The organism is Mycobacterium europaeum (assembly GCF_002102155.1).
Lineage (GTDB): Bacteria > Actinomycetota > Actinomycetes > Mycobacteriales > Mycobacteriaceae > Mycobacterium > Mycobacterium europaeum.
In genome coordinates, this window is record NZ_LQOU01000048.1 from 34,964 (window position 1) to 61,701 (window position 26,738).

Consider the following 26,738-nt stretch of genomic DNA (forward strand, 5'->3'; position numbering starts at 1 on the left):
ACGACGCGCCGGCGGGCCTCGCCAAGGTTCATGTCTCGGGGGGATCGGCAGATCGGCGGCCCGCCGATCCAGCCGCTGCCGGCCCCGGTCCCCGGGAATGCCACGGCCCAACCCGGTGTTTTGGGGGGATAGCGGTTGACCTGGCATAATCGACGCTCGACTATCCCCGAACCGGCCGAGGTTCGCCAGGCACGGGGATCGCGGGCAAACTACCGAAAAGGACAGCATGAAAGCCGACATTCACCCCGCCTACGGGGAGACCACCGTGCACTGCGGGTGCGGGAACACTTTTCAGACCCGCAGCACCAAGCCCGGCGGCAACATCGTCGTCGAGGTGTGCTCGCAGTGCCACCCGTTCTACACCGGCAAGCAGAAGATTCTGGACAGCGGCGGCCGGGTGGCCCGCTTCGAGAAGCGTTACGGCAAGCGCAAAGGTGCCGCGACGGACAAGACCGACAAATAGCTGCGTTGCCGACGCCCGAACTGTGCCAGAGCGCACAGGCCGGGCGTCGGTTTGCGTTTGCGGCAATGGGAACGCGGGGGCTGATCGGGGCAGGAGGTGACACGTGACGCAGCCGGTGCAGACGATTGATGTGCTGCTGGCCGAACACGCCGAGCTCGAGCGACGGCTGGCGGACCCCGACTTGCACAGCAATCCCACCGAGGCGCGCAAGGCCGGCCGCCGGTTCGCCCGGTTGGCCCCGATCGTCGCCACCTATCGCAAGCTGGAGTCGGCGCGCGGCGATCTCGAGGCCGCGCATGAGCTGGCCGCCGACGACGAGTCGTTCGCCGAAGAGGTCACCGAACTTCAATCACGGGTCGCCGAACTGGACACCCAACTGACCGACATGCTGGCCCCGCGCGATCCGCACGATCCCGACGACATCGTCCTCGAAGTCAAATCGGGTGAGGGCGGCGAGGAATCGGCGTTGTTCGCCGCGGATCTGGCCAGGATGTACATCCGCTATGCCGAGCGGCACGGCTGGACGGTGACGGTTCTGGACGAGACCACGTCGGACCTCGGTGGCTACAAGGACGCGACGCTGTCCATCGCCAGCAAGGGCGACTCGCCCGACGGGGTGTGGTCCCGGATGAAATTCGAGGGCGGGGTGCACCGGGTGCAGCGTGTCCCGGTGACGGAATCCCAAGGCCGCGTTCACACTTCGGCCGCCGGCGTTCTGGTCTATCCCGAACCCGAGGAAGTGGGGGAGGTGCAGATCGACGAGTCGGACCTGCGCATCGACGTGTACCGCTCGTCCGGCAAGGGCGGGCAGGGGGTGAACACCACCGACTCCGCGGTGCGGATCACACATCTGCCCACCGGCATCGTGGTCACCTGCCAGAACGAACGCTCGCAGCTGCAGAACAAGGCGCGTGCGTTGCAGGTGCTCGCCGCCCGGCTGCAGGCGCTGGCCGAAGAGCAGGCGCTGGCCGACGCCTCGGCCGACCGGGCCAGCCAGATCCGGACCGTGGACCGCAGCGAGCGGATTCGCACGTACAACTTCCCGGAGAACCGGATCACCGACCACCGGATCGGTTTCAAGGCACACAATCTCGATCAGGTACTCGACGGCGACCTCGACGCGATGTTCGACGCGCTGAGCGCCGCCGACAAACAGTCTCGGCTGCAACAGGCATGAGTGCCCTGCGGCGCGCGATCGACTCCGCTGCGGCGACGCTGGCCGCAGCAGGAATCGACTCCGCGCGTTGGGATGCCGAGGAGCTGGCCGCCCACTTGTCCGGCACCGAGCGCGGTCGGCTGGCCCTGGTCGAGTCCACCGGTGAGGGCTTCCTCGATCGGTACCGCCACGTCGTGGCCGCGCGTTCCCGCCGGGTGCCGTTGCAGCACCTCACCGGCACGGCCGCGTTCGGACCGCTGACGCTGCACGTCGGCCCCGGCGTCTTCATACCGCGCCCGGAAACGGAAGCGCTTCTCGCGTGGGTCACCGAGCAGCGTCTGCCGGCCCGGCCCGTCGTCGTCGACCTGTGCACCGGTTCGGGCGCACTGGGGTTGGCGCTGGCCCATGAGCGCCCCGCCGCCCGAGTCATCGGCATCGATGACTCCGAGGCGGCCCTCGAATACGCGCGCCGCAACGCGGCGGGCACCGCGGTCGAACTCGTCCACGCCGACGTCACCGAGCCCACTCTGCTGCCGGAACTCGACGGTGAGGTCAACGTGGTGGTGGCCAATCCGCCCTATGTCCCCGACGCGGCCATCGTGGAACCCGAAGTCGGTCAATACGATCCGCACCACGCGGTGTTCGGCGGACCGGACGGGATGGCGGTGATCGCCCCCATCGTCGCCCTGGCCGGCCGCTGGCTTCGCCCTGGTGGCATCTTCGCCGTCGAACACGACGACACCACCTCGTCGCATACGGTGGAATTGGTCTGCGAGACGGGGCTTTTCGAGGACGTCAGTGCTCGTCACGACCTCGTCGGCCGGCCGCGGTTCGTCACCGCGCGCAGAAAGCGGGGGCGGGTATGACGGAGGTCTTCGACTGCGCCGATCCCGATCAGCGTGCGCGCGGGATCGCCTCGGCGGCCGGGGCGCTCAAGGGCGGCCGATTGGTGGTCATGCCGACCGACACCGTGTACGGCATCGGCGCCGACGCCTTCAACAGCGCCGCGGTGGCCGCGCTGCTGTCGGCGAAGGGGCGGGGCCGCGACATGCCGGTCGGCGTGCTGGTCGGCTCCTGGCACACCATCGAGGGCCTGGTCTACACCATGCCGGGCGGGGCCCGAGACCTGATCCGCGCGTTCTGGCCGGGCGCGCTGAGCCTGGTGGTGACGCAGGCACCGTCGCTGCAATGGGACCTCGGCGACGCCCGCGGCACCGTGATGCTGCGCATGCCGCTGCACCCGGTGGCCATCGAGTTGCTGCGCCAAGTGGGACCCATGGCGGTGTCCAGCGCGAATGTCTCCGGCCGCCCGCCCGCGGTGGACGCCGCCGAGGCCCGCACTCAACTCGGTGATCTCGTCGACGTCTATCTCGACGCGGGGACGGCCGAGCAGGGGGCGGCCTCCACGATCGTCGACCTGACCGGGCCGGCCCCGCGGATCCTGCGACCCGGCCCGGTGAGCGCCGAGCGGATCGCGGAAGTGCTCGGCGTCGATCCCGAAAGCCTGACCGCCCAGGCCTAGCCAGAGTGGTTCCCCGGTTGCCAGGTTGGTGCAGTACGGTCTCGACGTGTCCAGCGACCCGGCCGGCGGCCTAGCGAACCTCGCCAGTGGTTTGCTCGCCCTGTCCGACCGCGGCGCCGGAGTCCCCCTGCGCGAGCTGGCACTCGTGGGGCTGACCGCGGCGATCATCACCTACTTCGCGACCGGCCCGGTGCGGGTGCTCGCCACCCGGCTGGGTGCTGTTGCCTATCCGCGGGAACGCGACGTGCACGTGACGCCCACTCCCCGCATGGGTGGGTTGGCGATGTTTCTCGGCGTCATCTCGGCCGTATTCCTGGCGTCGGAGCTTCCCGCGCTCACCCGCGGGTTCGTCTACTCGACGGGGATGCCCGCGGTGCTGGTGGCCGGCGCGGTCATCATGGGCATCGGTCTCATCGACGATCGTTGGGGGCTCGACGCCTTGACGAAGTTCGCCGGCCAGATCACCGCGGCCAGTGTGCTGGTCACGATGGGCGTCGCCTGGAGCGTCCTCTACATCCCGATCGGCGGTGTCGGCACGATCGTGCTGGACCAGGCCTCGTCGATCCTGCTCACGCTGGCGCTGACGGTCTCCATCGTCAACGCGATGAACTTCGTCGACGGGCTCGACGGACTGGCGGCCGGGCTCGGGCTGATCACCGCCCTGGCGATCTGCATGTTCTCGGTCGGACTGCTGCGGGATCACGGCGGCGACGTCCTCTTTTATCCGCCCGCCGTGATCTCCGTGGTGCTCGCGGGGGCCTGTCTGGGCTTCCTGCCGCACAACTTTCACCGCGCCAAGATCTTCATGGGTGATTCGGGCTCGATGCTGATCGGCTTGATGCTCGCGGCGGCTTCCACCACCGCCGCGGGGCCCGTCTCGCAAAACGCCTACGGCGCGCGCGACGTGTTCGCGCTGCTGTCGCCCTTCCTGCTGGTGGTGGCGGTCATGTTCGTGCCGATGCTCGATTTGCTGCTGGCGATCGTGCGCCGCACCCGCGCCGGCCGCAGCGCATTCAGCCCAGACAAGATGCACCTGCACCACCGGTTGCTGCAGATCGGTCACTCCCACCGCCGGGTGGTGTTGCTGATCTACCTCTGGGTGGGCATCGTTGCGTTCGGCGCCGCCAGCACGATCTTCTTCAACCCCCGTCACACCGCGGCGGTGATGTTGGGCGCCATCGTGGTCGCCGGCATCGCGACGGCGATCCCGCTCATGCGGCCGCGCGACGACTACGACGACGAGGACTACGACAGCTAGTAGTAGTGGCGCCTCGCCATATGGTACGGTGCTGGTAGAGCCCCAAAAAGCCGCACAAATTGCCGGTCCATCGGACACAGATCCGGTCGGGTCGGCTGAGGACTCGCGCCGGGAGATACCCCTTGGGCGAATCCACTGTGACGTGCGATACGCTCGGCGGGCCACCGATCAGTCGGTCGGGGGACTCCCGCTCCACCAACTTGGGATTGAGGTGCTGCAGTGACGACACCAGCGCAGGACGCGCCGTTGGTGTTTCCCTCTGTTGCGTTCCGCCCGGTCCGCCTGTTGGTCCTCAGCATTGCGGTTGCTGTGGTGGCCGTCATCGCCGCCGGAGCGACCGGTCACCCGATGGTCGGGGTGTACTTCGGCGTCGGGATGCTCCTCGGTTTGCTCAACGCCCTCTTGGTGCGTCGTTCGGTCGCGTCGATCACCGCGAAGGACCATCCGCTGAAAAGCACGATGGCGCTGAACTCGGCCACCCGGCTGGCCATCATCACCGTCATCGGGCTGATCATCGCCTACGTCTTCCGGCCCGCCGGCCTTGGCGTCGTGTTCGGATTGGCCCTTTTCCAGATCTTGTTGGTGGCATCGACGGCGCTCCCGGTGTGGAAGAAGCTGCGCGCCGGCGACTGGGCGGAGGCCCATCCCGCGGACGGAGGCGGCGTGATCGCGGGATCGGATGGAACGGAAGGAAAGAACGGCAACGATGACTGAGACGACGTTCCTCGCCGAATCCGCCATCGAGGTCGGCGCCCACACCCACGCCACGTGGCTGGGCATGACCGTCAACACGGACACCATCCTGTCCACCGCGATCGCGGCGGTGATCGTGCTCGCGCTGGCATTCTTCCTGCGCGCGAAGATCACCTCCACCGGCGTCCCCAGCGGCGTTCAGTTGTTCTGGGAGGCCATCACCGTTCAGATGCGCGACCAGATCGAGAGCGCGGTCGGGATGCGGATCGCGCCGTTCGTGTTGCCGCTGGCCGTCACCATCTTCGTGTTCATCCTGATCTCGAACTGGCTGTCGGTGCTCCCGCTGCAGTACACCGACAAGTCCGGGCACACCACCGAGCTACTGAAGTCGGCGGCCGCGGACATCAATTACGTTCTGGCGCTGGCCCTTTTCGTGTTCGTCTGCTATCACGTGGCCGGTATCTGGCGCCGGGGCATCGTCGGGCACCCGCTCGCCGTGCTCAAGGGCCACGTGGCGTTCCTGGCGCCGATCAACCTCGTCGAAGAGCTCGCCAAGCCGATCTCGTTGTCGCTCCGACTTTTCGGCAACATCTTCGCCGGCGGCATCCTGGTCGCGCTGATCGCGCTCTTCCCCCCGTACATCATGTGGGCGCCCAACGCCATCTGGAAGGCCTTCGACCTGTTCGTGGGGGCGATCCAGGCGTTCATCTTCTCAATCTTGACCATCCTCTACTTCAGTCAAGCCATGGAGATCGAGGAACATCATGACTGAGGCAACCATGAATTGTTTTGTCCCACACACCATTACAGAGGCCTGGTAGACCGCTACCAGATATCAAGGAGGATAAGAATGGCTCTGGACCCCCAAGTCGCTGCCGCTGCACTCATCGGCGGTGGACTCATCATGGGCGGTGGCGCGATCGGCGCCGGTATCGGTGACGGTATCGCCGGTAACGCGCTGGTCTCCGGCATCGCCCGGCAACCCGAGGCACAAGGTCGGCTGTTCACGCCGTTCTTCATCACCGTCGGTCTGGTCGAGGCGGCCTACTTCATCAACCTGGCGTTCATGGCGCTGTTCGTCTTCGCCACACCCGTCGGCACCTAATTCGCTGTGATGGGTGACGCGAGCCTGAGCTTTCTGGCATCCAGCCAGGTGGTGGCAGAGGGAGGCAACAACTTCCTCGTTCCGAACGGCACTTTCTTCTTCGTGCTGGCGATCTTCCTGATCGTGCTTGCGGTTATCGGCACGTTCGTCGTGCCGCCCGTCATGCGGGTATTGCGCGAGCGGGACGCCATGGTCGCCAAGACCGTCGCCGACAACAAGAAGGCCGGCGAGCAGTTCGACGCCGCCAAGGCCGACTACGAAGAAGCCCTCACGGAGGCGCGGGTTCAGGCGTCGTCGCTGCGCGACAATGCCCGCGCAGAGGGCCGTAAGCTCGTCGAAGACGCGCGCGCCCGTGGGGAGCAACAGGTGATGTCGACGATGCAAATGGCCTCCGAGCAATTGAAGCGGGAGAGAGACGCCGTGGAACTGGATCTGCGCGCCAACGTGGCGACCATGTCGGCGACGCTGGCCAGCCGGATCCTCGGTGTCGAGGTGGCCCCGGCCACCGCGGCCACCGGTAAGTCTGGACGGTAACCGCGTATGTCGACCTTCATCGGGCAGTTGATCGGATTCGCGGCCATCGTTTTCCTGGTCGTGCGGTACGTCGTGCCCCCGGTGCGCCGTCTGATGGCCGCTCGTCAAGACGCCGTGCGCCAGCAGCTGAAAGACGCTGCGGCGGCGGCCGATCGGCTGAGCGAGTCGACCACGGCCCACAGCAAGGCCGTGGAATCCGCCAAGTCCGAGGCCGAACGGCTCGTCGAAGAGGCCCAAGTGGACGCGGGCCGGATCGCCGAACAGTTCCGGGCCCAATCCGAGACCGAGTCTCAACGCATCACGACACAGGGCGGGCGCCAGGTCGACCTGCTGCGCACGCAGCTGAGCCGCCAGCTCCGCCTCGAGCTCGGCCACGAGGCGGTGCGGCAGGCCGGCGAATTGGTGCGGAACTACGTCGCCGACCCGGCCCAGCAATCGGCCACCGTCGACCGGTTCCTCGACGACCTCGAAGCGATGGCCCCCGCGCCCGCGGAGGTCCAGTATCCGCTGTTGGCGAAGATGCGCTCCGCCAGTCGCGAGGCGGTGGCCGGGCTGTCGAAGCGGTTCAGCGACATTGCCAAAGGCCTTGACAACAAAGCCCTTACCGATCTGTCGGGCGAGCTCGTCGCGGTGGCCGAAATGCTGCACCGCGAGATCGTCGTCACCCGGTATCTGACGGTGCCGGCCGAGGACGCGGCGCCCCGCGTCCAGCTGATCGAGCGGCTCGTCTCCGGCAAGGTCGCCGACGCTACGCTCGACGTCTTGCGACTGGCCGTCTCGGAGCGGTGGTCGGCCAACTCCGATCTGGCCGCCGCCATCGAGCACATCTCGCGGCAGGCGCTGCTCGAAGTCGCCGAACGTGAGAACAAGGTCGACGACGTGGAAGACCAGCTCTTCCGGTTCTCCCGAATCCTGGACGCACAGCCACGGCTCGCCATCCTGTTGAGCGACTACGGCGTACCGGTAGAAGGCCGGATCGGCCTGCTGCGCAAGGTGCTTGACAGCGCGAGCGACAGAGTCGATCCGATCGTGGTGGCGCTGCTGACCCAGACCGTCCAACTGCTCAGGGGTGAGTCGGCCGAGGAGGCCGTGCAGTTCTTGGCGAAAGTCGCCGTGGCACGTCGCGGCGAGATCGTCGCCCGGGTCAGTGCGGCGGCCGAACTCAGCGATACCCAGCGGTCTCGCCTCACCGACGTGCTCGGCCGCATCTACGGCCACCCGGTGACGGTGCAGCTGCAGACTTCTGACGAACTACTGGGCGGGCTGCTCATCTCCGTGGCCGACGAAGTGATTGACGGGACACTCGCTTCTCGCCTCGCCGCGGCTGAGGCGCAATTGCCCGACTGACACCAACCATCCATCACAAGCACACGCGAAGCACGATCAAGTAGGAAGACGAAAAGCCATGGCCGAGTTGACAATCTCCGCTGATGACATCCAAAGCGCCATCGAGGAGTATGTAGGCTCTTTCACCTCCGACACCTCACGGGAAGAGGTCGGTACCGTCGTCGCGGCCGGTGACGGCATCGCGCACGTCGAAGGCTTGCCCTCCGTCATGACGCAGGAGCTGCTCGAGTTTCCGGGCGGGGTTCTCGGCGTCGCGCTGAACCTCGACGAGCACAGCGTCGGCGCGGTGATCCTGGGTGACTTCGAGAAGATCGAAGAGGGCCAGCAGGTCAAGCGCACCGGGGAGGTGCTGTCCGTCCCCGTCGGTGACGCGTTCCTGGGGCGCGTGGTCAATCCGCTCGGCCACCCCATCGACGGGCGCGGCGACATCGACACCGACATCCGCCGCGCGCTGGAGATCCAGGCGCCGTCTGTGGTGCAGCGGCAAAGCGTGAGCGAGCCGCTGCAGACCGGCATCAAGGCCATCGACGCGATGACGCCGATCGGCCGCGGCCAGCGGCAGCTGATCATCGGGGACCGCAAGACCGGCAAGACCGCTGTGTGCGTCGACACCATCCTCAATCAGCGGGAGAACTGGGAGAGCGGCGACGAGAAGAAGCAGGTCCGCTGCGTTTACGTGGCCATCGGTCAGAAGGGCACGACGATCGCGTCGGTCCGGCGCGCGCTCGAGGAGGGCGGTGCGATGGACTACACCACCATCGTCGCCGCCCCGGCGTCCGACTCCGCCGGCTTCAAATGGCTTGCGCCCTACACGGGTTCGGCGATCGCCCAGCACTGGATGTACGACGGCAAGCACGTGCTGATCGTCTTCGACGACCTGAGCAAGCAGGCCGAGGCCTACCGCGCGATCTCGCTGCTGCTGCGCCGGCCGCCGGGCCGTGAGGCCTACCCCGGTGACGTGTTCTACCTGCACTCGCGGCTGCTGGAGCGCTGCGCGAAGCTCTCCGACGAGCTCGGGGGCGGTTCGCTGACCGGCCTGCCGATCATCGAGACCAAGGCCAACGACATCTCGGCCTACATCCCGACCAACGTCATCTCGATCACCGACGGGCAGTGCTTCCTGGAGTCCGACCTGTTCAACCAGGGCGTGCGGCCCGCCATCAACGTCGGTGTGTCGGTGTCCCGCGTGGGCGGTGCGGCGCAGATCAAGGCCATGAAGGAGGTGGCCGGCTCGCTGCGTCTGGACCTGTCGCAGTACCGCGAACTGGAATCGTTTGCGGCCTTCGCTTCGGACCTGGACGCGACCTCCAAGGCACAGCTGGAGCGCGGTGAGCGGCTCGTCGAACTGCTCAAGCAACCGCAGTACCAGCCCATGCCGGTTGAGGAGCAGGTGGTTTCGATCTTCCTGGGCACCGGGGGTCACCTGGACTCGGTACCGGTCGAGGACGTCAGGCGTTTCGAGACCGAGTTGCTGGACCACATGCGGGCTTCGGAAGAGAAGTTCCTGGCCGGCGTCCGCGACAGCGGAAAGCTCGCTGAAGAGGGCGAGAACCAGCTGACCGAGATCATCAACAACTTCAAGAAGGGCTTCGCGGCCACGGGCGGCGGATCGGTGGTGCCCGACGAGCACGTCGAGGCTCTGGACGAAGAAGACCTCGAGAAGGAGTCGGTGAAGGTGAAGAAGCCTGCGCCGGAGAAGAAGGCGAAGAAAGAGAAGAAGTAGCAATCAATGGCTGCCACACTTCGCGAATTACGCGGCCGGATCCGCTCGGCGGGGTCGATCAAGAAGATCACCAAGGCCCAGGAGATGATCGCGACATCGCGCATCGGAAAGGCGCAGGCCCGGCTGGAAGCGGCCAGGCCCTACGCGTTTCAGATCACGGCGATGTTGACCACGCTGTCGTCCGAAGCCGCCCTCGATCACCCTCTCCTGGTGGAGCGGGAAGAACCCAAACGCGCCGGTGTCCTGGTGGTGTCCTCCGACCGTGGCTTGTGCGGCGCGTACAACTCCAGCATCTTCCGCCGCTCCGAGGAGCTGTTCTCCCTGCTGCGGGAGGAAGGTAAGACGCCGGTCGTGTACACGGTGGGTCGGAAGGCGCTGAACTACTTCAAGTTCCGCAACTGGGACATCACCGACTCGTGGACGGGCTTTTCCGAGCAACCTCAATACGAGAACGCCGCGGAGATCGCCTCAACTCTGGTCGATGCCTTCATGAAGGGCACTGGCGACGAGTCGCAGGAGGACCAGGGCGTCGACGAACTCCACATCGTCTACTCGGAGTTCAAGTCGATGATGTCGCAGGCCGCGGCGGCTCACCGGATCGCACCCATGGTGGTCGAGTACGTCGAGGACCAGCCGGAAGTGCGCACCCTGTATTCGTTCGAGCCGGACGCGACGACGCTTTTCGAGTCGCTGCTGCCGCGTTACGTGACCACCCGTGTCTACGCCGCGCTGCTCGAATCGGCGGCATCGGAGCTCGCTTCGCGTCAACGAGCGATGAAGTCGGCAACCGACAACGCGGACGACCTGATCAAAGAGCTCACGCTGATGGCGAACCGCGAGCGCCAGGCCCAGATCACCCAAGAGATCAGCGAAATCGTCGGCGGCGCAAACGCGCTCGCCGACGCTCAGTAGCACACGAGGAAGAGAAAACATATGGCTGCTACTACTGGAACGACAGAAAAGGCCGGGAAGGCCACGAACTCCGAGACCAGCGGCCGCGTGGTGCGAATCACCGGTCCCGTGGTCGACGTCGAGTTCCCGCGCGGCTCCGTGCCGGAGCTGTTCAACGCGCTCAACGCCGAGATCACGTTCGAGGAGCTCAAGAAGACGCTCACGCTGGAGGTCGCACAGCACCTCGGCGACAACCTGGTGCGCACCATTTCGCTGCAGCCCACCGACGGGCTGGTCCGCGGCGTCGAGGTGACGGACAGCGGCAAGCCGATCTCTGTGCCGGTCGGCCAAGAGGTCAAGGGCCACGTCTTCAACGCGCTGGGTGACTGCCTGGACAAGCCGGGCTACGGCGAGGACTTCGAGCACTGGTCGATTCACCGCAAGCCGCCCCCCTTCGAAGAGCTCGAGCCCCGCACCGAGATGCTCGAGACCGGCCTGAAGGTCGTCGACCTGCTCACGCCGTACGTGCGTGGCGGCAAGATCGCGCTGTTCGGCGGTGCCGGCGTCGGCAAGACGGTGCTCATCCAGGAGATGATCAACCGTATCGCCCGAAACTTCGGTGGGACTTCGGTTTTCGCTGGGGTGGGGGAGCGCACCCGTGAGGGCAACGACCTCTGGGTGGAGCTCAAAGAGGCTGACGTGCTCAAGGACACCGCGCTGGTGTTCGGTCAGATGGACGAGCCGCCCGGCACCCGTATGCGGGTGGCCCTGTCGGCGCTGACGATGGCCGAGTGGTTCCGCGACGAAGCCGGCCAGGACGTGCTGCTGTTCATCGACAACATCTTCCGGTTCACCCAGGCCGGGTCCGAGGTATCGACGCTGCTCGGCCGTATGCCGTCCGCGGTGGGATACCAGCCCACGCTGGCCGACGAGATGGGTGAGCTGCAGGAGCGCATCACCTCGACGCGAGGCCGTTCGATCACCTCGATGCAGGCGGTCTACGTGCCCGCCGACGACTACACCGACCCGGCGCCGGCGACCACGTTCGCGCACCTGGACGCCACCACCGAACTGTCCCGTTCGGTGTTCTCCAAGGGTATTTTCCCGGCGGTGGACCCGCTGGCCTCGAGCTCGACCATCCTCGACCCGAGCGTGGTCGGTGACGAGCACTACCGGGTTGCGCAGGAAGTCATCCGAATCCTGCAGCGCTACAAGGACCTTCAAGACATCATCGCGATCCTCGGTATCGACGAGTTGTCGGAAGAGGACAAGCAGCTGGTCCAGCGTGCACGACGCATCGAGCGGTTCCTCTCGCAGAACATGATGGCGGCCGAACAGTTCACCGGTCAGCCGGGTTCGACGGTGCCGGTAAAGGAGACGATCGAGGCGTTCGACCGACTCACCAAGGGCGACTTCGACCACATCCCGGAACAGGCGTTCTTCCTGATCGGTGGCCTTGACGACTTGGCCAAGAAGGCCGAAGGCTTCGGCGCCAAACTGGATTCCTGAGGCGTGAGCGAGCAGGCTCTGAAAGGCTCTGTGGCATGGCCGAATTGAACGTTGAGATAGTCGCCGTCGACCGGAAGATCTGGTCGGGTGAGGCAACGTTTTTGTTCACCCGCACCACCGTCGGCGAAATCGGAATTTTGCCCCGGCACATCCCGGTCGTCGCCCAGTTGGTCGACGACGCCATGGTGCGCGTCGAACGTGAAGGCGAGGACGATCTGCGGGTCGCCATCGAGGGCGGGTTTTTGTCGGTCACCGAAGAGACGGTGACCGTGCTGGCCGAGTCCGCCGCGTTCGAGTCCGAGATCGACGAAAGCGCCGCCAGGGAGGATTCGGAGTCCGACGACCCCCGCATCGCGGCGCGCGGGCGCGGCAGATTGCGCGCCGTCGGCGCGATCGACTAACAGCCGATGAGCGCGCCCATGATCGGCATGGTCGTGCTCGTCGTCGTCCTGGCGGGCGCGGTGGTCGCGCTCAGTTATCGGTTGTGGAAGCTGCGCCAGGGCGGCACCGCGGGGATCATGCGAGACATTCCCGCGGTCGGAGGTCACGGCTGGCGGCACGGCGTGATCCGTTACCGCGGCGGTGAGGCCGCGTTCTACCGGCTCTCCAGCCTGCGTCTGTGGCCGGACCGTCGACTCAGCCGCAGGGGAGTGGAGATCGTCTCCCGCCGTGCGCCCCGCGGCGACGAGTTCGACATCATGACCGACGAGATCGTTGTGCTGGAGTTGCGCGACACGACGCAGGAGCGCAGGACCGGTTACGAGATCGCGCTCGACAAGGGCGCTTTGACGGCGTTTTTGTCCTGGCTGGAGTCCCGCCCGTCACCGCGCGCTCGCCGTCGCAGCGTCTAGGCCGTGCGCCGCAGGTTACCCCGCGTCCGGGGCGCCGCCGCCGGGCTGCGCCCCTGGTTTCCAGAGCACGTCGCCGTCGGGGTTGGCCCTGCGCGCCAGGATGAAGAGCAGATCCGACAGGCGGTTCAGGTATTTCGCCGGGAGGACACTGATCTGCTGCGGCGCCGCCTCGACCGCCGCCCAGGCCGAGCGTTCCGCCCGACGGACGATGGTGCGGGCGACGTGCAACAACGCCGAGAGAGGCGAACCACCCGGCAGCACAAAGGAATTCAGCGCCGGCAGGTTCTCGTTATATTTGTCACACCAGCCCTCGAGCCGGTCGACGTACGGCTGGGTGACCCGCAGCGGTTGATATTCGGGGTTCTCCACCACCGGGGTCGACAGGTCCGCGCCGGCGTCGAACAGGTCGTTTTGGATCTGCCGCAGCACTCCGGCGATTTCCTGGTCGGGCTGACCGAGCGCGATCGCGACGCCGATCGCCGAGTTGGCCTCGTCGCAGTCCGCGTAGGCGACCAGGCGGGGGTCGTTCTTGGAGACCCGCGAAAAGTCGCTCAGTCCCGTCGTGCCGTCGTCACCGGTTCGCGTATAGATGCGGGTCAGGTGTATCGCCATGAGCAAAACGGTACTGCGGCTCGCCGAAGGACCGACCCCCGGCTGACTCCTGACGCCGGCTCCGCGGAGGCATCGTCGTCAGGCGGGCTGACTGACAACCCGATACCGCTTCACTAGACTGACGCGGGTGGCTGAGCGATTCGTGGTGACCGGCGGCAACCGGTTGTCCGGCGAAGTCGCAGTGGGGGGCGCCAAGAACAGCGTGCTCAAGCTGATGGCCGCGACGCTGCTGGCCGAGGGCACCAGCACCATCACCAACTGCCCCGACATCCTCGATGTGCCGTTGATGGCAGAAGTCTTGCGCGGCTTGGGCGCCACCGTCGAACTCGACGGCGACGTCGCCCGGATCACCTCGCCCGACGAGCCGAAATACGATGCCGACTTCGCCGCGGTGCGGCAGTTCCGGGCGTCGGTCTGCGTGCTGGGGCCGCTGGTCGGCCGATGCAAGCGGGCCCGGGTCGCGCTCCCCGGTGGGGACGCGATCGGTTCGCGTCCGCTGGACATGCACCAGGCGGGCCTGCGCCAGCTGGGCGCCCAGTGCAACATCGAGCACGGCTGCGTGGTCGCCCACGCTGACACCTTGCGCGGCGCCGAGATCCAGCTGGAATTTCCCTCGGTCGGGGCCACCGAGAACATCCTGATGGCCGCCGTGGTGGCCGAGGGCGTCACCACCATCCACAACGCGGCGCGCGAGCCCGATGTCGTGGACCTGTGCACCATGTTGAACCAGATGGGCGCGCAGGTCGAAGGTGCCGGTTCGTCGACCATGACCATCACCGGGGTCCCGCGGCTGTACCCCACCGAGCACCGGGTGATCGGGGATCGCATCGTCGCAGCCACCTGGGGCATAGCCGCCGCGATGACCCGGGGAGACATTTCGGTGACGGGCGTCGACCCGGCCCACCTCCAGGTGGTCCTGCACAAGTTGCACGACGCCGGCGCGACGGTCACCCAAACGGACAACAGCTTCCGGATCACCCAGTACGAGCGCCCGAAGGCCGTCAACGTGGCGACGCTGCCGTTCCCCGGGTTCCCGACGGATTTGCAGCCGATGGCGATCGCCCTGGCCTCCATCGCCGATGGCACCTCGATGATCACGGAAAACGTTTTCGAGGCCCGCTTCCGCTTCGTCGAAGAGATGATCCGGTTGGGCGCGGATGCCCGCACCGACGGCCACCATGCGGTCGTTCGGGGCCTGCCGCAATTGTCGAGCGCCCCGGTGTGGTGTTCGGACATTCGGGCCGGTGCAGGCCTGGTTTTGGCGGGGCTCGTCGCCGACGGTGACACCGAGGTCCACGACGTTTTCCACATCGATCGCGGCTACCCGTTGTTCGTGGAAAACCTGGCGATTTTGGGAGCGGAGATCGAGCGGGTAGAGTAACCAAAGTCAGTGCCCCACAGGGGCGGTCGCCACACCAGGCGGCCGACAACCCGGGCCCTTGACTCCCTCGCTGGATTGGTACTAGCCTGGCACGGCTGCTCCCGACACGGTCTCACAAAGACCAAAACTGGGAGTTGACTCCACTGCCGGATCTGTATTAAGCTGGCAGGGTTGCCCCAAAACGGGCGAAACAAGTGTTGTTTGAGAACTCAATAGTGTGTTTGGTCTTTATTATTTGTTGTTGTTTTTGGCCATACCTAGCACTCCCCGTGTGTGGGTATGGCAACTTTTGATGCCAGTTATTTGGTGTCTTTTTGTTAGGTCAGATTTTCTCTGATTTGAAATTCACCTCGTTCTGCGAGGAGATTTTGTTTGGAGAGTTTGATCCTGGCTCAGGACGAACGCTGGCGGCGTGCTTAACACATGCAAGTCGAACGGAAAGGCCCCTTCGGGGGTACTCGAGTGGCGAACGGGTGAGTAACACGTGGGCAATCTGCCCTGCACTTCGGGATAAGCCTGGGAAACTGGGTCTAATACCGGATAGGACCACTTGGCGCATGCCTTGTGGTGGAAAGCTTTTGCGGTGTGGGATGGGCCCGCGGCCTATCAGCTTGTTGGTGGGGTGATGGCCTACCAAGGCGACGACGGGTAGCCGGCCTGAGAGGGTGTCCGGCCACACTGGGACTGAGATACGGCCCAGACTCCTACGGGAGGCAGCAGTGGGGAATATTGCACAATGGGCGCAAGCCTGATGCAGCGACGCCGCGTGGGGGATGACGGCCTTCGGGTTGTAAACCTCTTTCAGCAGGGACGAAGCGAAAGTGACGGTACCTGCAGAAGAAGCACCGGCCAACTACGTGCCAGCAGCCGCGGTAATACGTAGGGTGCGAGCGTTGTCCGGAATTACTGGGCGTAAAGAGCTCGTAGGTGGTTTGTCGCGTTGTTCGTGAAAACCGGGGGCTTAACCCTCGGCGTGCGGGCGATACGGGCAGACTAGAGTACTGCAGGGGAGACTGGAATTCCTGGTGTAGCGGTGGAATGCGCAGATATCAGGAGGAACACCGGTGGCGAAGGCGGGTCTCTGGGCAGTAACTGACGCTGAGGAGCGAAAGCGTGGGGAGCGAACAGGATTAGATACCCTGGTAGTCCACGCCGTAAACGGTGGGTACTAGGTGTGGGTTTCCTTCCTTGGGATCCGTGCCGTAGCTAACGCATTAAGTACCCCGCCTGGGGAGTACGGCCGCAAGGCTAAAACTCAAAGGAATTGACGGGGGCCCGCACAAGCGGCGGAGCATGTGGATTAATTCGATGCAACGCGAAGAACCTTACCTGGGTTTGACATGCACAGGACGCGTCTAGAGATAGGCGTTCCCTTGTGGCCTGTGTGCAGGTGGTGCATGGCTGTCGTCAGCTCGTGTCGTGAGATGTTGGGTTAAGTCCCGCAACGAGCGCAACCCTTGTCTCATGTTGCCAGCGGGTAATGCCGGGGACTCGTGAGAGACTGCCGGGGTCAACTCGGAGGAAGGTGGGGATGACGTCAAGTCATCATGCCCCTTATGTCCAGGGCTTCACACATGCTACAATGGCCGGTACAAAGGGCTGCGATGCCGCAAGGTTAAGCGAATCCTTTTAAAGCCGGTCTCAGTTCGGATCGGGGTCTGCAACTCGACCCCGTGAAGTCGGAGTCGCTAGTAATCGCAGATCAGCAACGCTGCGGTGAATACGTTCCCGGGCCTTGTACACACCGCCCGTCACGTCATGAAAGTCGGTAACACCCGAAGCCAGTGGCCTAACCCTTGGGAGGGAGCTGTCGAAGGTGGGATCGGCGATTGGGACGAAGTCGTAACAAGGTAGCCGTACCGGAAGGTGCGGCTGGATCACCTCCTTTCTAAGGAGCACCACGAAAAGCACTCCAATTGGTGGGGTGCGAGCCGTGAGGGGTTCCCGCCTGTAGTGGGCGGGGGCTGGGTGCGCAACAGCAAATGATTGCCAGACACACTATTGGGCCCTGAGACAACACTCGGCCAGTCCGTGTGGTGTCCCTCCATCTTGGTGGTGGGGTGTGGTGTTTGAGTATTGGATAGTGGTTGCGAGCATCTAGACGGATGCGTTGCCGGCAACGGTCGCGTGTTCGTCGAAATGTGTAATTTCTTCTTTGGTTTTTGTGTGTAAGTAAGTGTTTAAGGGCGCATGGTGGATGCCTTGGCATCGAGAGCCGATGAAGGACGTGGGAGGCTGCGATATGCCTCGGGGAGCTGTCAACCGAGCATTGATCCGAGGATTTCCGAATGGGGAAACCCAGCACGAGTGATGTCGTGTTACCCGCATCTGAATATATAGGGTGCGGGAGGTAACGCGGGGAAGTGAAACATCTCAGTACCCGTAGGAGAAGAAAACAATTGTGATTCCGTCAGTAGTGGCGAGCGAACGCGGAACAGGCTAAACCGCATGCATGGATAACCGGGTAGGGGTTGTGTGTGCGGGGTTGTGGGATTGATATGTCTCAGCTCTACCTGGCTGAGGGGTAGTCAGAAAGTGTCGTGGTTAGCGGAAGTGGTCTGGGACGGCCCGCCGCAGACGGTGAAAGCCCGGTACGCGAAAACCCGGCACCTACCTTGTATCAACACCCGAGTAGCAGCGGGCCCGTGGAATCTGCTGTGAATCTGCCGGGACCACCCGGTAAGCCTAAATACTTCTCGATGACCGATAGCGGATTAGTACCGTGAGGGAATGGTGAAAAGTACCCCGGGAGGGGAGTGAAAGAGTACCTGAAACCGTGTGCCTACAATCCGTCAGAGCCTCCTCGTGGGGTGATGGCGTGCCTTTTGAAGAATGAGCCTGCGAGTCAGGGACACGTCGCGAGGTTAACCCGTGCGGGGTAGCCGCAGCGAAAGCGAGTCTGAATAGGGCGCATCCCCTTTGGGGTGTAGTGGCGTGTTCTGGACCCGAAGCGGAGTGATCTACCCATGGCCAGGGTGAAGCGCGGGTAAGACCGCGTGGAGGCCCGAACCCACTTAGGTTGAAGACTGAGGGGATGAGCTGTGGGTAGGGGTGAAAGGCCAATCAAACTCCGTGATAGCTGGTTCTCCCCGAAATGCATTTAGGTGCAGCGTTACGTGTTTCACCACGGAGGTAGAGCTACTGGATGGCCGATGGGCCCTACTAGGTTACTGACGTCAGCCAAACTCCGAATGCCGTGGTGTATAGCGTGGCAGTGAGACGGCGGGGGATAAGCTCCGTACGTCGAGAGGGAAACAGCCCAGATCGCCGGCTAAGGCCCCTAAGCGTGTGCTAAGTGGAAAAGGATGTGCAGTCGCAGAGACAACCAGGAGGTTGGCTTAGAAGCAGCCACCCTTGAAAGAGTGCGTAATAGCTCACTGGTCAAGTGATTGTGCGCCGATAATGTAGCGGGGCTCAAGCACACCGCCGAAGCCGCGGCAACCGCAAGGTTGGGTAGGGGAGCGTCCCCCATGCGACGAAGCCACCGGGTAACCGAGTGGTGGAGTTTGGGGGAGTGAGAATGCAGGCATGAGTAGCGATAAGGCAAGTGAGAACCTTGCCCGCCGTAAGACCAAGGGTTCCTGGGCCAGGCCAGTCCGCCCAGGGTGAGTCGGGACCTAAGGCGAGGCCGACAGGCGTAGTCGATGGACAACGGGTTGATATTCCCGTACCCGTGTGTGGGCGTCCCTGATGAATCAGCGGTACTAACCACCCAAATGGTGGTCTATCAATCCCTTCGGGGTGCGAGGATCGCCGGCTGCGTGGGATCTTCGCTGGTAGTAGTCAAGCAATGGGGTGACGCAGGAAGGTAGCCGTACCAGTCAGTGGTAATACTGGGGCAAGCCCGTAGGGAGAGCGATAGGCAAATCCGTCGCTCATGAATCCTGAGAGGTGATGCATAGCCGATTGAGGCGAATTCGGTGATCCTCAGCTGCCAAGAAAAGCCTCTAGCGAGCACACACACGGCCCGTACCCCAAACCGACACAGGTGGTCAGGTAGAGCATACCAAGGCGTACGAGATAACTATGGTTAAGGAACTCGGCAAAATGCCCCCGTAACTTCGGGAGAAGGGGGGCCGGAATACCGTGAACACCCTTGCGGTGGGAGCGGGATTCGGCCGCAGAAACCAGTGGGTAGCGACTGTTTACTAAAAACACAGGTCCGTGCGAAGTCGCAAGACGATGTATACGGACTGACGCCTGCCCGGTGCTGGAAGGTTAAGAGGACCCGTTAACCGTAAGGTGAAGCGGAGAATTTAAGCCCCAGTAAACGGCGGTGGTAACTATAACCATCCTAAGGTAGCGAAATTCCTTGTCGGGTAAGTTCCGACCTGCACGAATGGCGTAACGACTTCCCAACTGTCTCAACCATAGACTCGGCGAAATTGCACTACGAGTAAAGATGCTCGTTACGCGCGGCAGGACGAAAAGACCCCGGGACCTTCACTACAACTTGGTATTGGTGTTCGGTACGGTTTGTGTAGGATAGGTGGGAGACTGTGAAACCTCAACGCCAGTTGAGGTGGAGTCGTTGTTGAAATACCACTCTGATCGTATTGGACACCTAACGTCGAACCCTTATCGGGTTCACGGACAGTGCCTGGCGGGTAGTTTAACTGGGGCGGTTGCCTCCTAAAATGTAACGGAGGCGCCCAAAGGTTCCCTCAACCTGGACGGCAATCAGGTGTTGAGTGTAAGTGCACAAGGGAGCTTGACTGCGAGACTTACAAGTCAAGCAGGGACGAAAGTCGGGACTAGTGATCCGGCACCCCCGAGTGGAAGGGGTGTCGCTCAACGGATAAAAGGTACCCCGGGGATAACAGGCTGATCTTCCCCAAGAGTCCATATCGACGGGATGGTTTGGCACCTCGATGTCGGCTCGTCGCATCCTGGGGCTGGAGCAGGTCCCAAGGGTTGGGCTGTTCGCCCATTAAAGCGGCACGCGAGCTGGGTTTAGAACGTCGTGAGACAGTTCGGTCTCTATCCGCCGCGCGCGTCAGAAACTTGAGGAAACCTGTCCCTAGTACGAGAGGACCGGGACGGACGAACCTCTGGTATACCAGTTGTCCCACCAGGGGCACCGCTGGATAGCCACGTTCGGACAGGATAACCGCTGAAAGCATCTAAGCGGGAAACCTTCTCCAAGATCAGGTTTCTCACCCTTTTAGAGGGATAAGGCCCCCCGCAGACCACGGGATCGATAGGCCAGACCTGGAAGCTCAGTAATGAGTGCAGGGAACTGGCACTAACCGGCCGAAAACTTACCAACACACAATCGCAACCACTTTCCATTTCCAGCGGCATCAGCCGCGGGAAACTTGGGCACCACACCCCCCACCGAAACCAAATTTAAATAGAGTTACGGCGGCCACAGCGACAGGGAAACGCCCGGTCCCATTCCGAACCCGGAAGCTAAGCCTGTCAGCGCCGATGATACTGCCCCTGCGGGTGGAAAAGTAGGACACCGCCGAACATACACAAAAACACCCCCGGCGACGGGGGTGTTTTTGCATTTGCGGTACCGGCGATTCCTAGTCGAATTTCCCTAATCGAATAGTGTCAAAGTCGCGTCCGCCGATGCGCGCTTCCTTTCCAGCGCGAGCAGGGTTTGTTTCCGGTCGAGGCCGCCACCGTAGCCGGTGAGGCTGCCGTTGGCGCCGATCACGCGGTGGCAGGGGACGACGATCGCAATGGGATTGTGGCCGTTGGCCAATCCCACCGCCCGTGCGGACCCGGGAGCGCCGATCTGTTCGGCAATCCTTCCGTACGACCGCGTTTCGCCGTACGGAATTGTTTGTAGCGCCTTCCACACTCGCCGCTGGAATTCGGACCCGCGCAGTTCGAACTCGAAATCGAATTCGGTCAGTTTGCCGGCGAAATATGCGTCGAGTTGCTCGGTGGCCTCTTGGAATGCGGCCGGGTTCGGTGTCCAGCCGGTGCGGCTCGGTTCATAGGTCTGGTCGACCATCCGAAGCATGGTCAAGACCGAGTCCTGCCCCGCCAGGGTCAGCGGCCCGATCGGGCTTTCGATGGTGCGGTACTCGATCATGCGACCTCCTGTGGTGGCCATTGGTTAACCGGATGCTCGAGGGTGGTCCAAAGGTATTGGGTGGCGTAGGAGCGCCAGGGGCGCCAGCGGGCGGCGTGGGTGGCCAGCGCCCCTTCGCCAGTCGGCAAGCCCAGCTGCCTGGCGGCCGAGCGAAGGCCAAGGTCGGTGGCGGGGAAGGCATCCGGGTCGCCGAGGCCGCGCATGGCAATCACCTCTGCGGTCCAGGGGCCTACCCCGGGCAGATCCAGCAATTGCCTGCGGGCGGCTTCCCAGTCGCTTCCGCTGTCGAGAACGATACGGCCGTCGGCGAGGCCGGCGACCAATGCGCTCAGGGTCCGTTGGCGGGCTTTGGGGACCGCCAAGTGGACGGGGTCGATCTCGGCGAGCTGCTCCACCGACGGGAAGGTATGCGTCAATCCGCCGTCCGGGTCCGCGATCGGCTGCCCGTAGGCGGCGACCAGGCGGCCGGCGTGCGTGCTCGCCGCTTTGGTCGAGACCTGTTGGCCCAGAACCGCGCGCACGGCCAGCTCGGCCTCGTCGACGGTGCGGGGAACGCGTTGTCCGGGCGCCTTCACGACCGCGGGACGCAGTCCGGGGTCACCGGCGAGCGCCTCGTCCACCGCTTCGGGATCGGCGTCGAGATCGAGCAGCCGCCGGCAGCGGGCGATCGCCGTCGTGAGGTCGCGAAAGTCGTCGAGCGCGAGCAGGCAGCGGACGTGATCGACGGCCGGTGTCAGGGTGACGACGGCGCTGCCGATCGGTAGGCGCAGGGTGCGTCGATAGGTGCCATCGCGAACTTCCTCGCACCCGGGCACCGTGCTGGCGGCCAAGTGGCCGAAGACCCCTTGGTAGGCGAACGGGGTGCGAACCGGCAGGCGAAGGCACACCGTTCCCGCCGACGCGGCGCCCGACCCGGACCTGGCCGCCGCCAGCCGGCGCAGTTCCGTCGGCGTGTTCTCGAAGACCAGGCGCACGGTGTCGTTGAACTGGCGGATGCTGGAGAACCCCGACGCGAACGCAACATCGCCGAACGGCAGGGTTGTGGTCTCGATCAGCAGGCGGGCGGTTTGCGCGCGCTGGGCCCGGGCCAGCGCGAGTGGCCCGGCGCCCACTTCTGCCTGCAGCAGCCGCTCCAGCTGGCGAGTCGTGTAGCCGAGGTGGGCCGCCAAGCCGCCGACACCCTCGCGGTCCACCGTGCCGTCGGCGATGAGGCGCATCGTCCGTGCGACCGCGTCGCCGCGCACATTCCATTCCGGCGATCCCGGCGACGCGTCGGGGCGGCACCGTTTGCACGCCCGGAACCCGGCCCGCTGAGCAGCGGCGGCGGTTGGGTAGAACCGCACGTTGCGGGCGAACGGCGGCCGCACCGGGCAGCTGGGGCGGCAATAGATGCGGGTGGTCAGGACCGCCGTGACGAACCAGCCGTCGAACCGGGGGTCCTTGGACTGGACGGCGCGGTAGCAACGCTCGAAGTCGTCGTGCACGCTTCCAGACTTACACCCACCCACCGACAAAACTGGCGGAAAAACGACATGGCAGTGGGCGTGCGACCGCCGCGGTCTCAGCCGAGGGGAAATCGTTTCGGCGATTGCCGCAGTTTGCGGCCGGGAAAGTTGCAGGTGTCTTAGGCCGGCTATATGTTTCGCTCTATGCGAAGTTGCCTCGGCGCATGAGCCGGTTCGCACTGCAGGCTCGGCCACGGCTCCTGCGGTCGGGCGAGCTGGCGCCCTCAGCGGTGTTCGACATCGGCTGGGTTTTGTTCGCTGGCGGCTGTTCGCGCTGACGCTCATGGACGGGCCACTGCTACCGGGGAGTCGTGCTGCGGAGGCCGAAGACGTCTCCGACTTCCTCACTACCTGCTCCACAAGGCCGGCATGCTTGCTTTTGGAGGGCGAGGCCGGTATCGGCAAAACCACCCTGTGGTTGGCCGCAATCGAGCAGGCCCGGGCACGAGGCATGCATGTGCTCACCGCGCGCGCTGCGGCGACCGAATCGGTGACGGCTTACATTTCCTTGACGGACCTGTTTTCGGGGATCCCGGAAGAAGTCCTTGACGCGCTCCCAGCACCGCAACGCATGGCTGTCGACCGAATGCTGTTGCAGGTCAGCGACGATGGGCAGACAACCGACCAGCGTGCGATTGCGGCGGCGTTCCTTTCGTTAATCGAGATTCTGTCGGATCGCGCACCCGTCCTGGTGGCCATTGACGACCTCCAATGGCTGGACCCTTCGAGTGCTCGCATCATCGCGTTCGCGGCACGACGGTTCTCAGGACCGGTCGGGCTGCTCGCGACCGTGCGCACCGGGGACGGTGACGATGTGTCGTGGTTCCAGTTCGAAAACCCAAATGGGATAACGCGAATTGCGCTCAAACCCTTGACCATCGCTGGGCTACATCAAGTCATCACAGCGCGGTTGGGTCGCTCGGTTTCAAGACATGCCATGCTGCGGATCCACGATGCGTCTGGCGGCAATCCGTTTTACGCCCTCGAATTGGCGCGCACAATACCCGAGGGCCAAACGGGTATCGAGATGACTCTGCCGACGACGTTGGCTGGGGTAGTGACCTCCAAAATTGGAGTGCTCGATGACGGACTTCGCGAAATACTGCTTGCCGCAGCATGTCTGGCTGAACCGACGGTAGATGTCGTGTCGAAGGCGACGGGGTGGGCCGTCGATGAGTGCGTTCAGCGACTGCTCGTTGCAGAGGAGCGCGGCATCGTCACGATCGACCGTAACCGGCTGAGGTTCACGCACCCGCTGCTCACCGCCGCGGTTTACACCGCTGCCCCGCCCGCGCAACGGCGCGACGTGCACAGGCGCCTGGCGGCGCTGGTTGACCACCCGGAATTGCGCGCTCGCCACCTGGCACTGGCCGCCACCCACGGTGACGCGGCGACGTTGGAGGCCCTCGATGCGGCGGCCGAGTTGGCGAGCCGGCGCGGGGCGCCAGCGGCCGCCGCCGAGTTCATGGAATTAGCCAATGAGCTCGGTGCCGGCAGCCCGGAACGTCAGATTCGTTGCGGAGCGTTTCATTTCAGTGCTGGCGATGCCGCGCGCGCACGCGAAGTCCTCGACGAAGTGCTCAGGAATTCAGCACCCGTGGAGGTGCACGCTGAGGCCCTCAGCTTGCTGGGATTGTGGGCATTGCTTGACGGCAGTTCCCGGGACGCCGCCAGGTTGCTGCAGCGAGCGGCGGACGCTGCCGCCGGGGATAACGGGTTGCTCGGTCGGATACTCGTGTCGTTGTCCTTCGCACGGATCAACATCCACGAGTTCGACGCCGCAGTTCATGCGGCCAACGAGGCGGTCAACAGAGCGGTCCGTCTAGACGACCGCCAGGTGCTCAGCCAAGCGCTGAGCATGCAAGTGCTGGTGCACTTCTTGGTCGGTGAGGGGTTCGACGAGACAACTTTGCGAACCGCGATGCTGCTCGACGACGGCCAAGAGCCGTCGTCAGCCATGTTGTGGCCCACGCTCCAGCGCGCCGCACTGCTCGTCGGGACGGGAAAACTTGACGATGGGCGGCGAGAACTCAGGGTCATCAGACAGCGCTACATCGAACGTGGTGCGGACAGCGAAATGATGGTCGATGCTTTCCACGGCGCACTCAACGAGATATGGCGCGGCGACTTCGCGGAAGCATCGCTCATCGGTGAAGATGCCCTGCAGCGTGCGCGTCTTCTCGATGAGGACCTCCCGTTGGCGGTGGCACTGATGATCCAGGCCATGGTGGCCGCCTATGCGGGCGACGAGCCCATCGCTCGCCGTGACGCCACGGACGCGCTGATGGCGGCTCGGCGGTGCGACTCACCTGCACTAGTTACCGTGTGGCCGACGACCACACTTGGCTTTCTTGAAGTTTCCCTCGGCAACTACGAGGCTGCGCTGCAAGTACTGTCACCGCTGGTAGCCGCATTCGAGGAGCACCCGCGGGCCACGGAGATCTTCGTCACCCCTTTCCTGCCCGACGCCGCTGAAGCCCTCATTCACCTCGGCCGGTTTGACGAGGCCGACAGCCTGATCGAGGTTCTGGAGGCGAACGGCCGCCGGTTGGATCGGCCCTGGATGCTGGCGTTGGGTGCGCGTTGTCGGGCGATGCTCCTGGCCGGGAGACGAGATCTGGGAGCGGCGCTGGTGGCTGCTCAAGGTGCCATGGCCGAGCATGAGCGGCTACCGATGCCGTTCGAGCGGGCCCGGACGCAATTGCTGCTCGGTGAAATCTTGCGGAGACAGCGTAGCCGCGAGAAGGCCGCCGCGGCGATGCGCGCGGCCGCGGCGACATTCGAAGAACTCGGCACACCCCTTTGGGAGCGACGTGCGCGAACCTCTCTGGAACGCATCAACTTCGGTCGAGCTGATTCGAAGGTGCTGACGTCAGCGGAGCAGCGGATCGCCGACTTAGCGGCAGCCGGGAAGACGAACCACGACATCGCCGCTGCACTGTTCATCAGCCCCAAGACCGTCGAGGTGCACCTCTCGAGGATTTATCGCAAGCTCGGCATCCGGTCCCGCGCAGAGCTCGGCCGTCGCCTGGACCGACTGGAAAGCGACGCGTGAACAACGGCTCTGGTTCACCAAATATGTTCTGACAGTGTATTTTTGGCGCGATATATAAAGTTCGGCCGCCGGCCGCTGCCCGGTGCGTTACCCGCACATCGCTAAGACGGACTTAGGGAATTTGGTAGGCACAGCGTCCCGGTTTGTGCTCCGTGAGGTGAACGGCTTGGCCGTCTACCAGGATCGCGCAGTCGTGAGTACCGTTGTGGTCCGTGTAATTCAAGGCCAGAAACTTGGTTCCGGTAACCCGCACCGTCTGCGACCACGGCGTCGACACCCATGTGGTGGTGCTGGCTGGATACACCGGCGTGCCGGGATCGGGAATGGCCGAGAAGACATCACCCGCTCCCAGGACCTGGTAGGTCACCGTGTGCTCCCCGGACGCGGTCGAGTTCGTCTGTGGCTTCAGTCCGCCAGTGGCACCGATACCGGCGTTGGCGTTCTCCTGCCAGGTTTCGGCGCGCCTCTGCGGGCTGACACACACCGCATCGCCGTCGTACGCTTCCCGCCAGACCAAGCCGGAAACGCATGTCTTCGGCCCGCTTGCGCCTCCACCTGCGTAGCCTTGGCCGGCGGCTGCGGCCGCATTCTCGGTTTGGACTTCCGAGGCGACCGCTGGTGATACGCAAACGTTGTCACCGGGTCGTGCTTGACGTGGAACCTGTCCGTTGGCGTCACCGGGAATGCATCCGCCATTCGCAGAAGCGGCGGGGATCGTGAAGCCGAAAAGGACAACGGCCGCCGCGAGCAACGGCACGGATATTCCGACCGCGCGCCGGTCCTTCCGTCGTGCGGCTCGCTCCGGCCCGCGACCGGGTTCGTCTACGGACTTGGTCTCTGGTGCCGAATCACAAGACATCAGAACAACTCCTGTCGCCGCCTACGCTCTGTTCGCGCCTCAAAGCTAAAGCCGGCGGGGTCCGCGATGGAATACGGAGTTTCCCTATAAGTTCGATGGCCGAACGCCGAAGTGATAGTGCTTTCCTGATGTGTGGCCGGCCAGTGCACTGAAACGCCCTGGAAATCCCGGAGGCTCCTGACCTTGGAAACGAGGATGCAGGTATGCCCACGGAATCGTCGTCGG

21 protein-coding genes and 3 rRNA genes are annotated in these 26,738 nt (G+C 64.2%); 20 read left to right on the forward strand and 4 right to left on the reverse strand.

From position 1 onward, the window contains the following. Positions 1-226 precede the first annotated feature (226 nt). From rpmE to AWC03_RS21725, 15 genes are all read left to right on the forward strand, one after another. Positions 227-463: a 50S ribosomal protein L31 gene (gene rpmE, locus AWC03_RS21655; protein ID WP_085242761.1), complete on the forward strand. Its 237-nt coding sequence runs from the start codon at positions 227-229 to the stop codon at positions 461-463. Between the two features lie 103 nt (positions 464-566). Further along, entirely contained in the window at positions 567-1,640 is a 1,074-nt protein-coding gene (prfA, locus tag AWC03_RS21660) for a peptide chain release factor 1 (RefSeq protein ID WP_085242762.1), read from the forward strand. After that, positions 1,637-2,485 carry a peptide chain release factor N(5)-glutamine methyltransferase gene (prmC, locus tag AWC03_RS21665; protein WP_085242763.1) on the forward strand — a complete coding sequence of 283 codons (849 nt, stop codon included), beginning with the start codon at positions 1,637-1,639 and terminating at the stop codon, positions 2,483-2,485. The genes prfA and prmC overlap by 4 nt, the downstream gene beginning before the upstream one ends. Then, positions 2,482-3,141, forward strand: coding sequence for an L-threonylcarbamoyladenylate synthase (locus AWC03_RS21670; protein ID WP_085242764.1), 660 nt, complete (start codon positions 2,482-2,484; stop codon positions 3,139-3,141). The genes prmC and AWC03_RS21670 overlap by 4 nt, the downstream gene beginning before the upstream one ends. A 28-nt stretch (positions 3,142-3,169) precedes the next feature. Further along, positions 3,170-4,399, forward strand: coding sequence for a glycosyltransferase family 4 protein (locus AWC03_RS21675; RefSeq protein ID WP_142278470.1), 1,230 nt, complete (start codon positions 3,170-3,172; stop codon positions 4,397-4,399). Positions 4,400-4,618: 219 nt separating this feature from the next. Then, positions 4,619-5,113, forward strand: coding sequence for an ATP synthase subunit I (locus tag AWC03_RS21680; protein ID WP_085242765.1), 495 nt, complete (start codon positions 4,619-4,621; stop codon positions 5,111-5,113). After that, the gene (gene atpB / locus AWC03_RS21685; RefSeq protein WP_085242766.1) at positions 5,106-5,864 is read left to right on the forward strand and encodes a F0F1 ATP synthase subunit A; all 759 of its coding nucleotides are present in this window, start codon (positions 5,106-5,108) and stop codon (positions 5,862-5,864) included. Before AWC03_RS21680 ends, atpB begins: the two co-directional genes overlap by 8 nt. A gap of 84 nt (positions 5,865-5,948) precedes the next feature. After that, positions 5,949-6,197 carry a F0F1 ATP synthase subunit C gene (locus tag AWC03_RS21690; protein ID WP_024636915.1) on the forward strand — a complete coding sequence of 83 codons (249 nt, stop codon included), beginning with the start codon at positions 5,949-5,951 and terminating at the stop codon, positions 6,195-6,197. A gap of 9 nt (positions 6,198-6,206) precedes the next feature. Beyond that, a complete protein-coding gene (locus tag AWC03_RS21695; protein ID WP_085242767.1) occupies positions 6,207-6,731 on the forward strand; it encodes a F0F1 ATP synthase subunit B in 525 nt (174 codons plus the stop codon). A gap of 6 nt (positions 6,732-6,737) precedes the next feature. Next, positions 6,738-8,078 carry a F0F1 ATP synthase subunit B/delta gene (locus tag AWC03_RS21700; protein ID WP_085242768.1) on the forward strand — a complete coding sequence of 447 codons (1,341 nt, stop codon included), beginning with the start codon at positions 6,738-6,740 and terminating at the stop codon, positions 8,076-8,078. A 58-nt stretch (positions 8,079-8,136) separates the two neighbouring features. Beyond that, on the forward strand, positions 8,137-9,801 hold the full coding sequence (atpA, locus tag AWC03_RS21705) for a F0F1 ATP synthase subunit alpha (RefSeq protein WP_085242769.1): 1,665 nt from the start codon (positions 8,137-8,139) through the stop codon (positions 9,799-9,801). A gap of 6 nt (positions 9,802-9,807) precedes the next feature. Further along, positions 9,808-10,713, forward strand: coding sequence for a F0F1 ATP synthase subunit gamma (locus AWC03_RS21710; RefSeq protein WP_085242770.1), 906 nt, complete (start codon positions 9,808-9,810; stop codon positions 10,711-10,713). Between the two features lie 21 nt (positions 10,714-10,734). Next, the gene (gene atpD / locus AWC03_RS21715; RefSeq protein ID WP_085242771.1) at positions 10,735-12,201 is read left to right on the forward strand and encodes a F0F1 ATP synthase subunit beta; all 1,467 of its coding nucleotides are present in this window, start codon (positions 10,735-10,737) and stop codon (positions 12,199-12,201) included. A 35-nt stretch (positions 12,202-12,236) separates the two neighbouring features. Continuing rightward, positions 12,237-12,602, forward strand: a complete 366-nt coding sequence (locus tag AWC03_RS21720; protein ID WP_067747732.1) for a F0F1 ATP synthase subunit epsilon — start codon at positions 12,237-12,239, stop codon at positions 12,600-12,602. A gap of 6 nt (positions 12,603-12,608) precedes the next feature. Next, positions 12,609-13,052 (forward strand): DUF2550 domain-containing protein, encoded by a 444-nt coding sequence (locus AWC03_RS21725; RefSeq protein ID WP_085242772.1) that lies wholly within the window; start codon positions 12,609-12,611, stop codon positions 13,050-13,052. Positions 13,053-13,067: 15 nt separating this feature from the next. Here the strand turns inward: AWC03_RS21725 and AWC03_RS21730 are convergent, their stop codons facing one another. Beyond that, positions 13,068-13,664 (reverse strand): cob(I)yrinic acid a,c-diamide adenosyltransferase, encoded by a 597-nt coding sequence (locus AWC03_RS21730; RefSeq protein ID WP_085242773.1) that lies wholly within the window; start codon positions 13,662-13,664, stop codon positions 13,068-13,070. 127 nt (positions 13,665-13,791) lie between these two features. Between AWC03_RS21730 and murA the strand changes: the two genes are divergently transcribed. From murA to rrf, 4 genes are all read left to right on the forward strand, one after another. After that, a complete protein-coding gene (gene murA, locus AWC03_RS21735) occupies positions 13,792-15,045 on the forward strand; it encodes a UDP-N-acetylglucosamine 1-carboxyvinyltransferase (RefSeq protein ID WP_085242774.1) in 1,254 nt (417 codons plus the stop codon). Positions 15,046-15,414: 369 nt separating this feature from the next. Further along, positions 15,415-16,933 (forward strand): 16S ribosomal RNA (locus AWC03_RS21740). A gap of 282 nt (positions 16,934-17,215) precedes the next feature. Next, positions 17,216-20,314: ribosomal RNA gene (locus AWC03_RS21745) — 23S ribosomal RNA — on the forward strand. Between the two features lie 91 nt (positions 20,315-20,405). Next, a 5S ribosomal RNA gene (gene rrf, locus AWC03_RS21750) occupies positions 20,406-20,518 on the forward strand. The 16S, 23S and 5S rRNA genes sit together here, the layout of an rRNA operon. Before the next feature lie 72 nt (positions 20,519-20,590). On the opposite strand, the gene AWC03_RS21755 is transcribed toward rrf, so the two are convergent. Continuing rightward, on the reverse strand, positions 20,591-21,094 hold the full coding sequence (locus AWC03_RS21755) for a methylated-DNA--[protein]-cysteine S-methyltransferase (RefSeq protein ID WP_085242775.1): 504 nt from the start codon (positions 21,092-21,094) through the stop codon (positions 20,591-20,593). Next, on the reverse strand, positions 21,091-22,578 hold the full coding sequence (locus tag AWC03_RS21760; RefSeq protein WP_085242776.1) for a DNA-3-methyladenine glycosylase 2 family protein: 1,488 nt from the start codon (positions 22,576-22,578) through the stop codon (positions 21,091-21,093). The genes AWC03_RS21755 and AWC03_RS21760 overlap by 4 nt, the downstream gene beginning before the upstream one ends. A gap of 304 nt (positions 22,579-22,882) precedes the next feature. Between AWC03_RS21760 and AWC03_RS21765 the strand changes: the two genes are divergently transcribed. Continuing rightward, on the forward strand, positions 22,883-25,654 hold the full coding sequence (locus AWC03_RS21765; RefSeq protein WP_085242777.1) for an ATP-binding protein: 2,772 nt from the start codon (positions 22,883-22,885) through the stop codon (positions 25,652-25,654). Positions 25,655-25,766: 112 nt separating this feature from the next. Here AWC03_RS21765 and AWC03_RS27100 read toward each other — a convergent pair whose 3' ends face one another. Beyond that, a complete protein-coding gene (locus AWC03_RS27100; RefSeq protein WP_142278471.1) occupies positions 25,767-26,411 on the reverse strand; it encodes a hypothetical protein in 645 nt (214 codons plus the stop codon). Between the last annotated feature and the right edge of the window lie 327 nt (positions 26,412-26,738).

Bases quoted from the DNA above. Each gene is read 5' to 3' on its own strand.
- rpmE (WP_085242761.1), top strand. From the start codon at position 227: ATGAAAGCCGACATTCACCCCGCCTACGGGGAGACCACCGTGCACTGC.
- prmC (WP_085242763.1), top strand. From the start codon at position 1,637: ATGAGTGCCCTGCGGCGCGCGATCGACTCCGCTGCGGCGACGCTGGCC.
- AWC03_RS21670 (WP_085242764.1), top strand. From the start codon at position 2,482: ATGACGGAGGTCTTCGACTGCGCCGATCCCGATCAGCGTGCGCGCGGG.
- atpB (WP_085242766.1), top strand. From the start codon at position 5,106: ATGACTGAGACGACGTTCCTCGCCGAATCCGCCATCGAGGTCGGCGCC.
- AWC03_RS21695 (WP_085242767.1), top strand. From the start codon at position 6,207: ATGGGTGACGCGAGCCTGAGCTTTCTGGCATCCAGCCAGGTGGTGGCA.
- AWC03_RS21700 (WP_085242768.1), top strand. From the start codon at position 6,738: ATGTCGACCTTCATCGGGCAGTTGATCGGATTCGCGGCCATCGTTTTC.
- atpA (WP_085242769.1), top strand. From the start codon at position 8,137: ATGGCCGAGTTGACAATCTCCGCTGATGACATCCAAAGCGCCATCGAG.
- AWC03_RS21710 (WP_085242770.1), top strand. From the start codon at position 9,808: ATGGCTGCCACACTTCGCGAATTACGCGGCCGGATCCGCTCGGCGGGG.
- atpD (WP_085242771.1), top strand. From the start codon at position 10,735: ATGGCTGCTACTACTGGAACGACAGAAAAGGCCGGGAAGGCCACGAAC.
- AWC03_RS21720 (WP_067747732.1), top strand. From the start codon at position 12,237: ATGGCCGAATTGAACGTTGAGATAGTCGCCGTCGACCGGAAGATCTGG.
- AWC03_RS21725 (WP_085242772.1), top strand. From the start codon at position 12,609: ATGAGCGCGCCCATGATCGGCATGGTCGTGCTCGTCGTCGTCCTGGCG.
- AWC03_RS21730 (WP_085242773.1), bottom strand. From the start codon at position 13,664: ATGGCGATACACCTGACCCGCATCTATACGCGAACCGGTGACGACGGC.
- AWC03_RS21755 (WP_085242775.1), bottom strand. From the start codon at position 21,094: ATGATCGAGTACCGCACCATCGAAAGCCCGATCGGGCCGCTGACCCTG.
- AWC03_RS21765 (WP_085242777.1), top strand. From the start codon at position 22,883: ATGGACGGGCCACTGCTACCGGGGAGTCGTGCTGCGGAGGCCGAAGAC.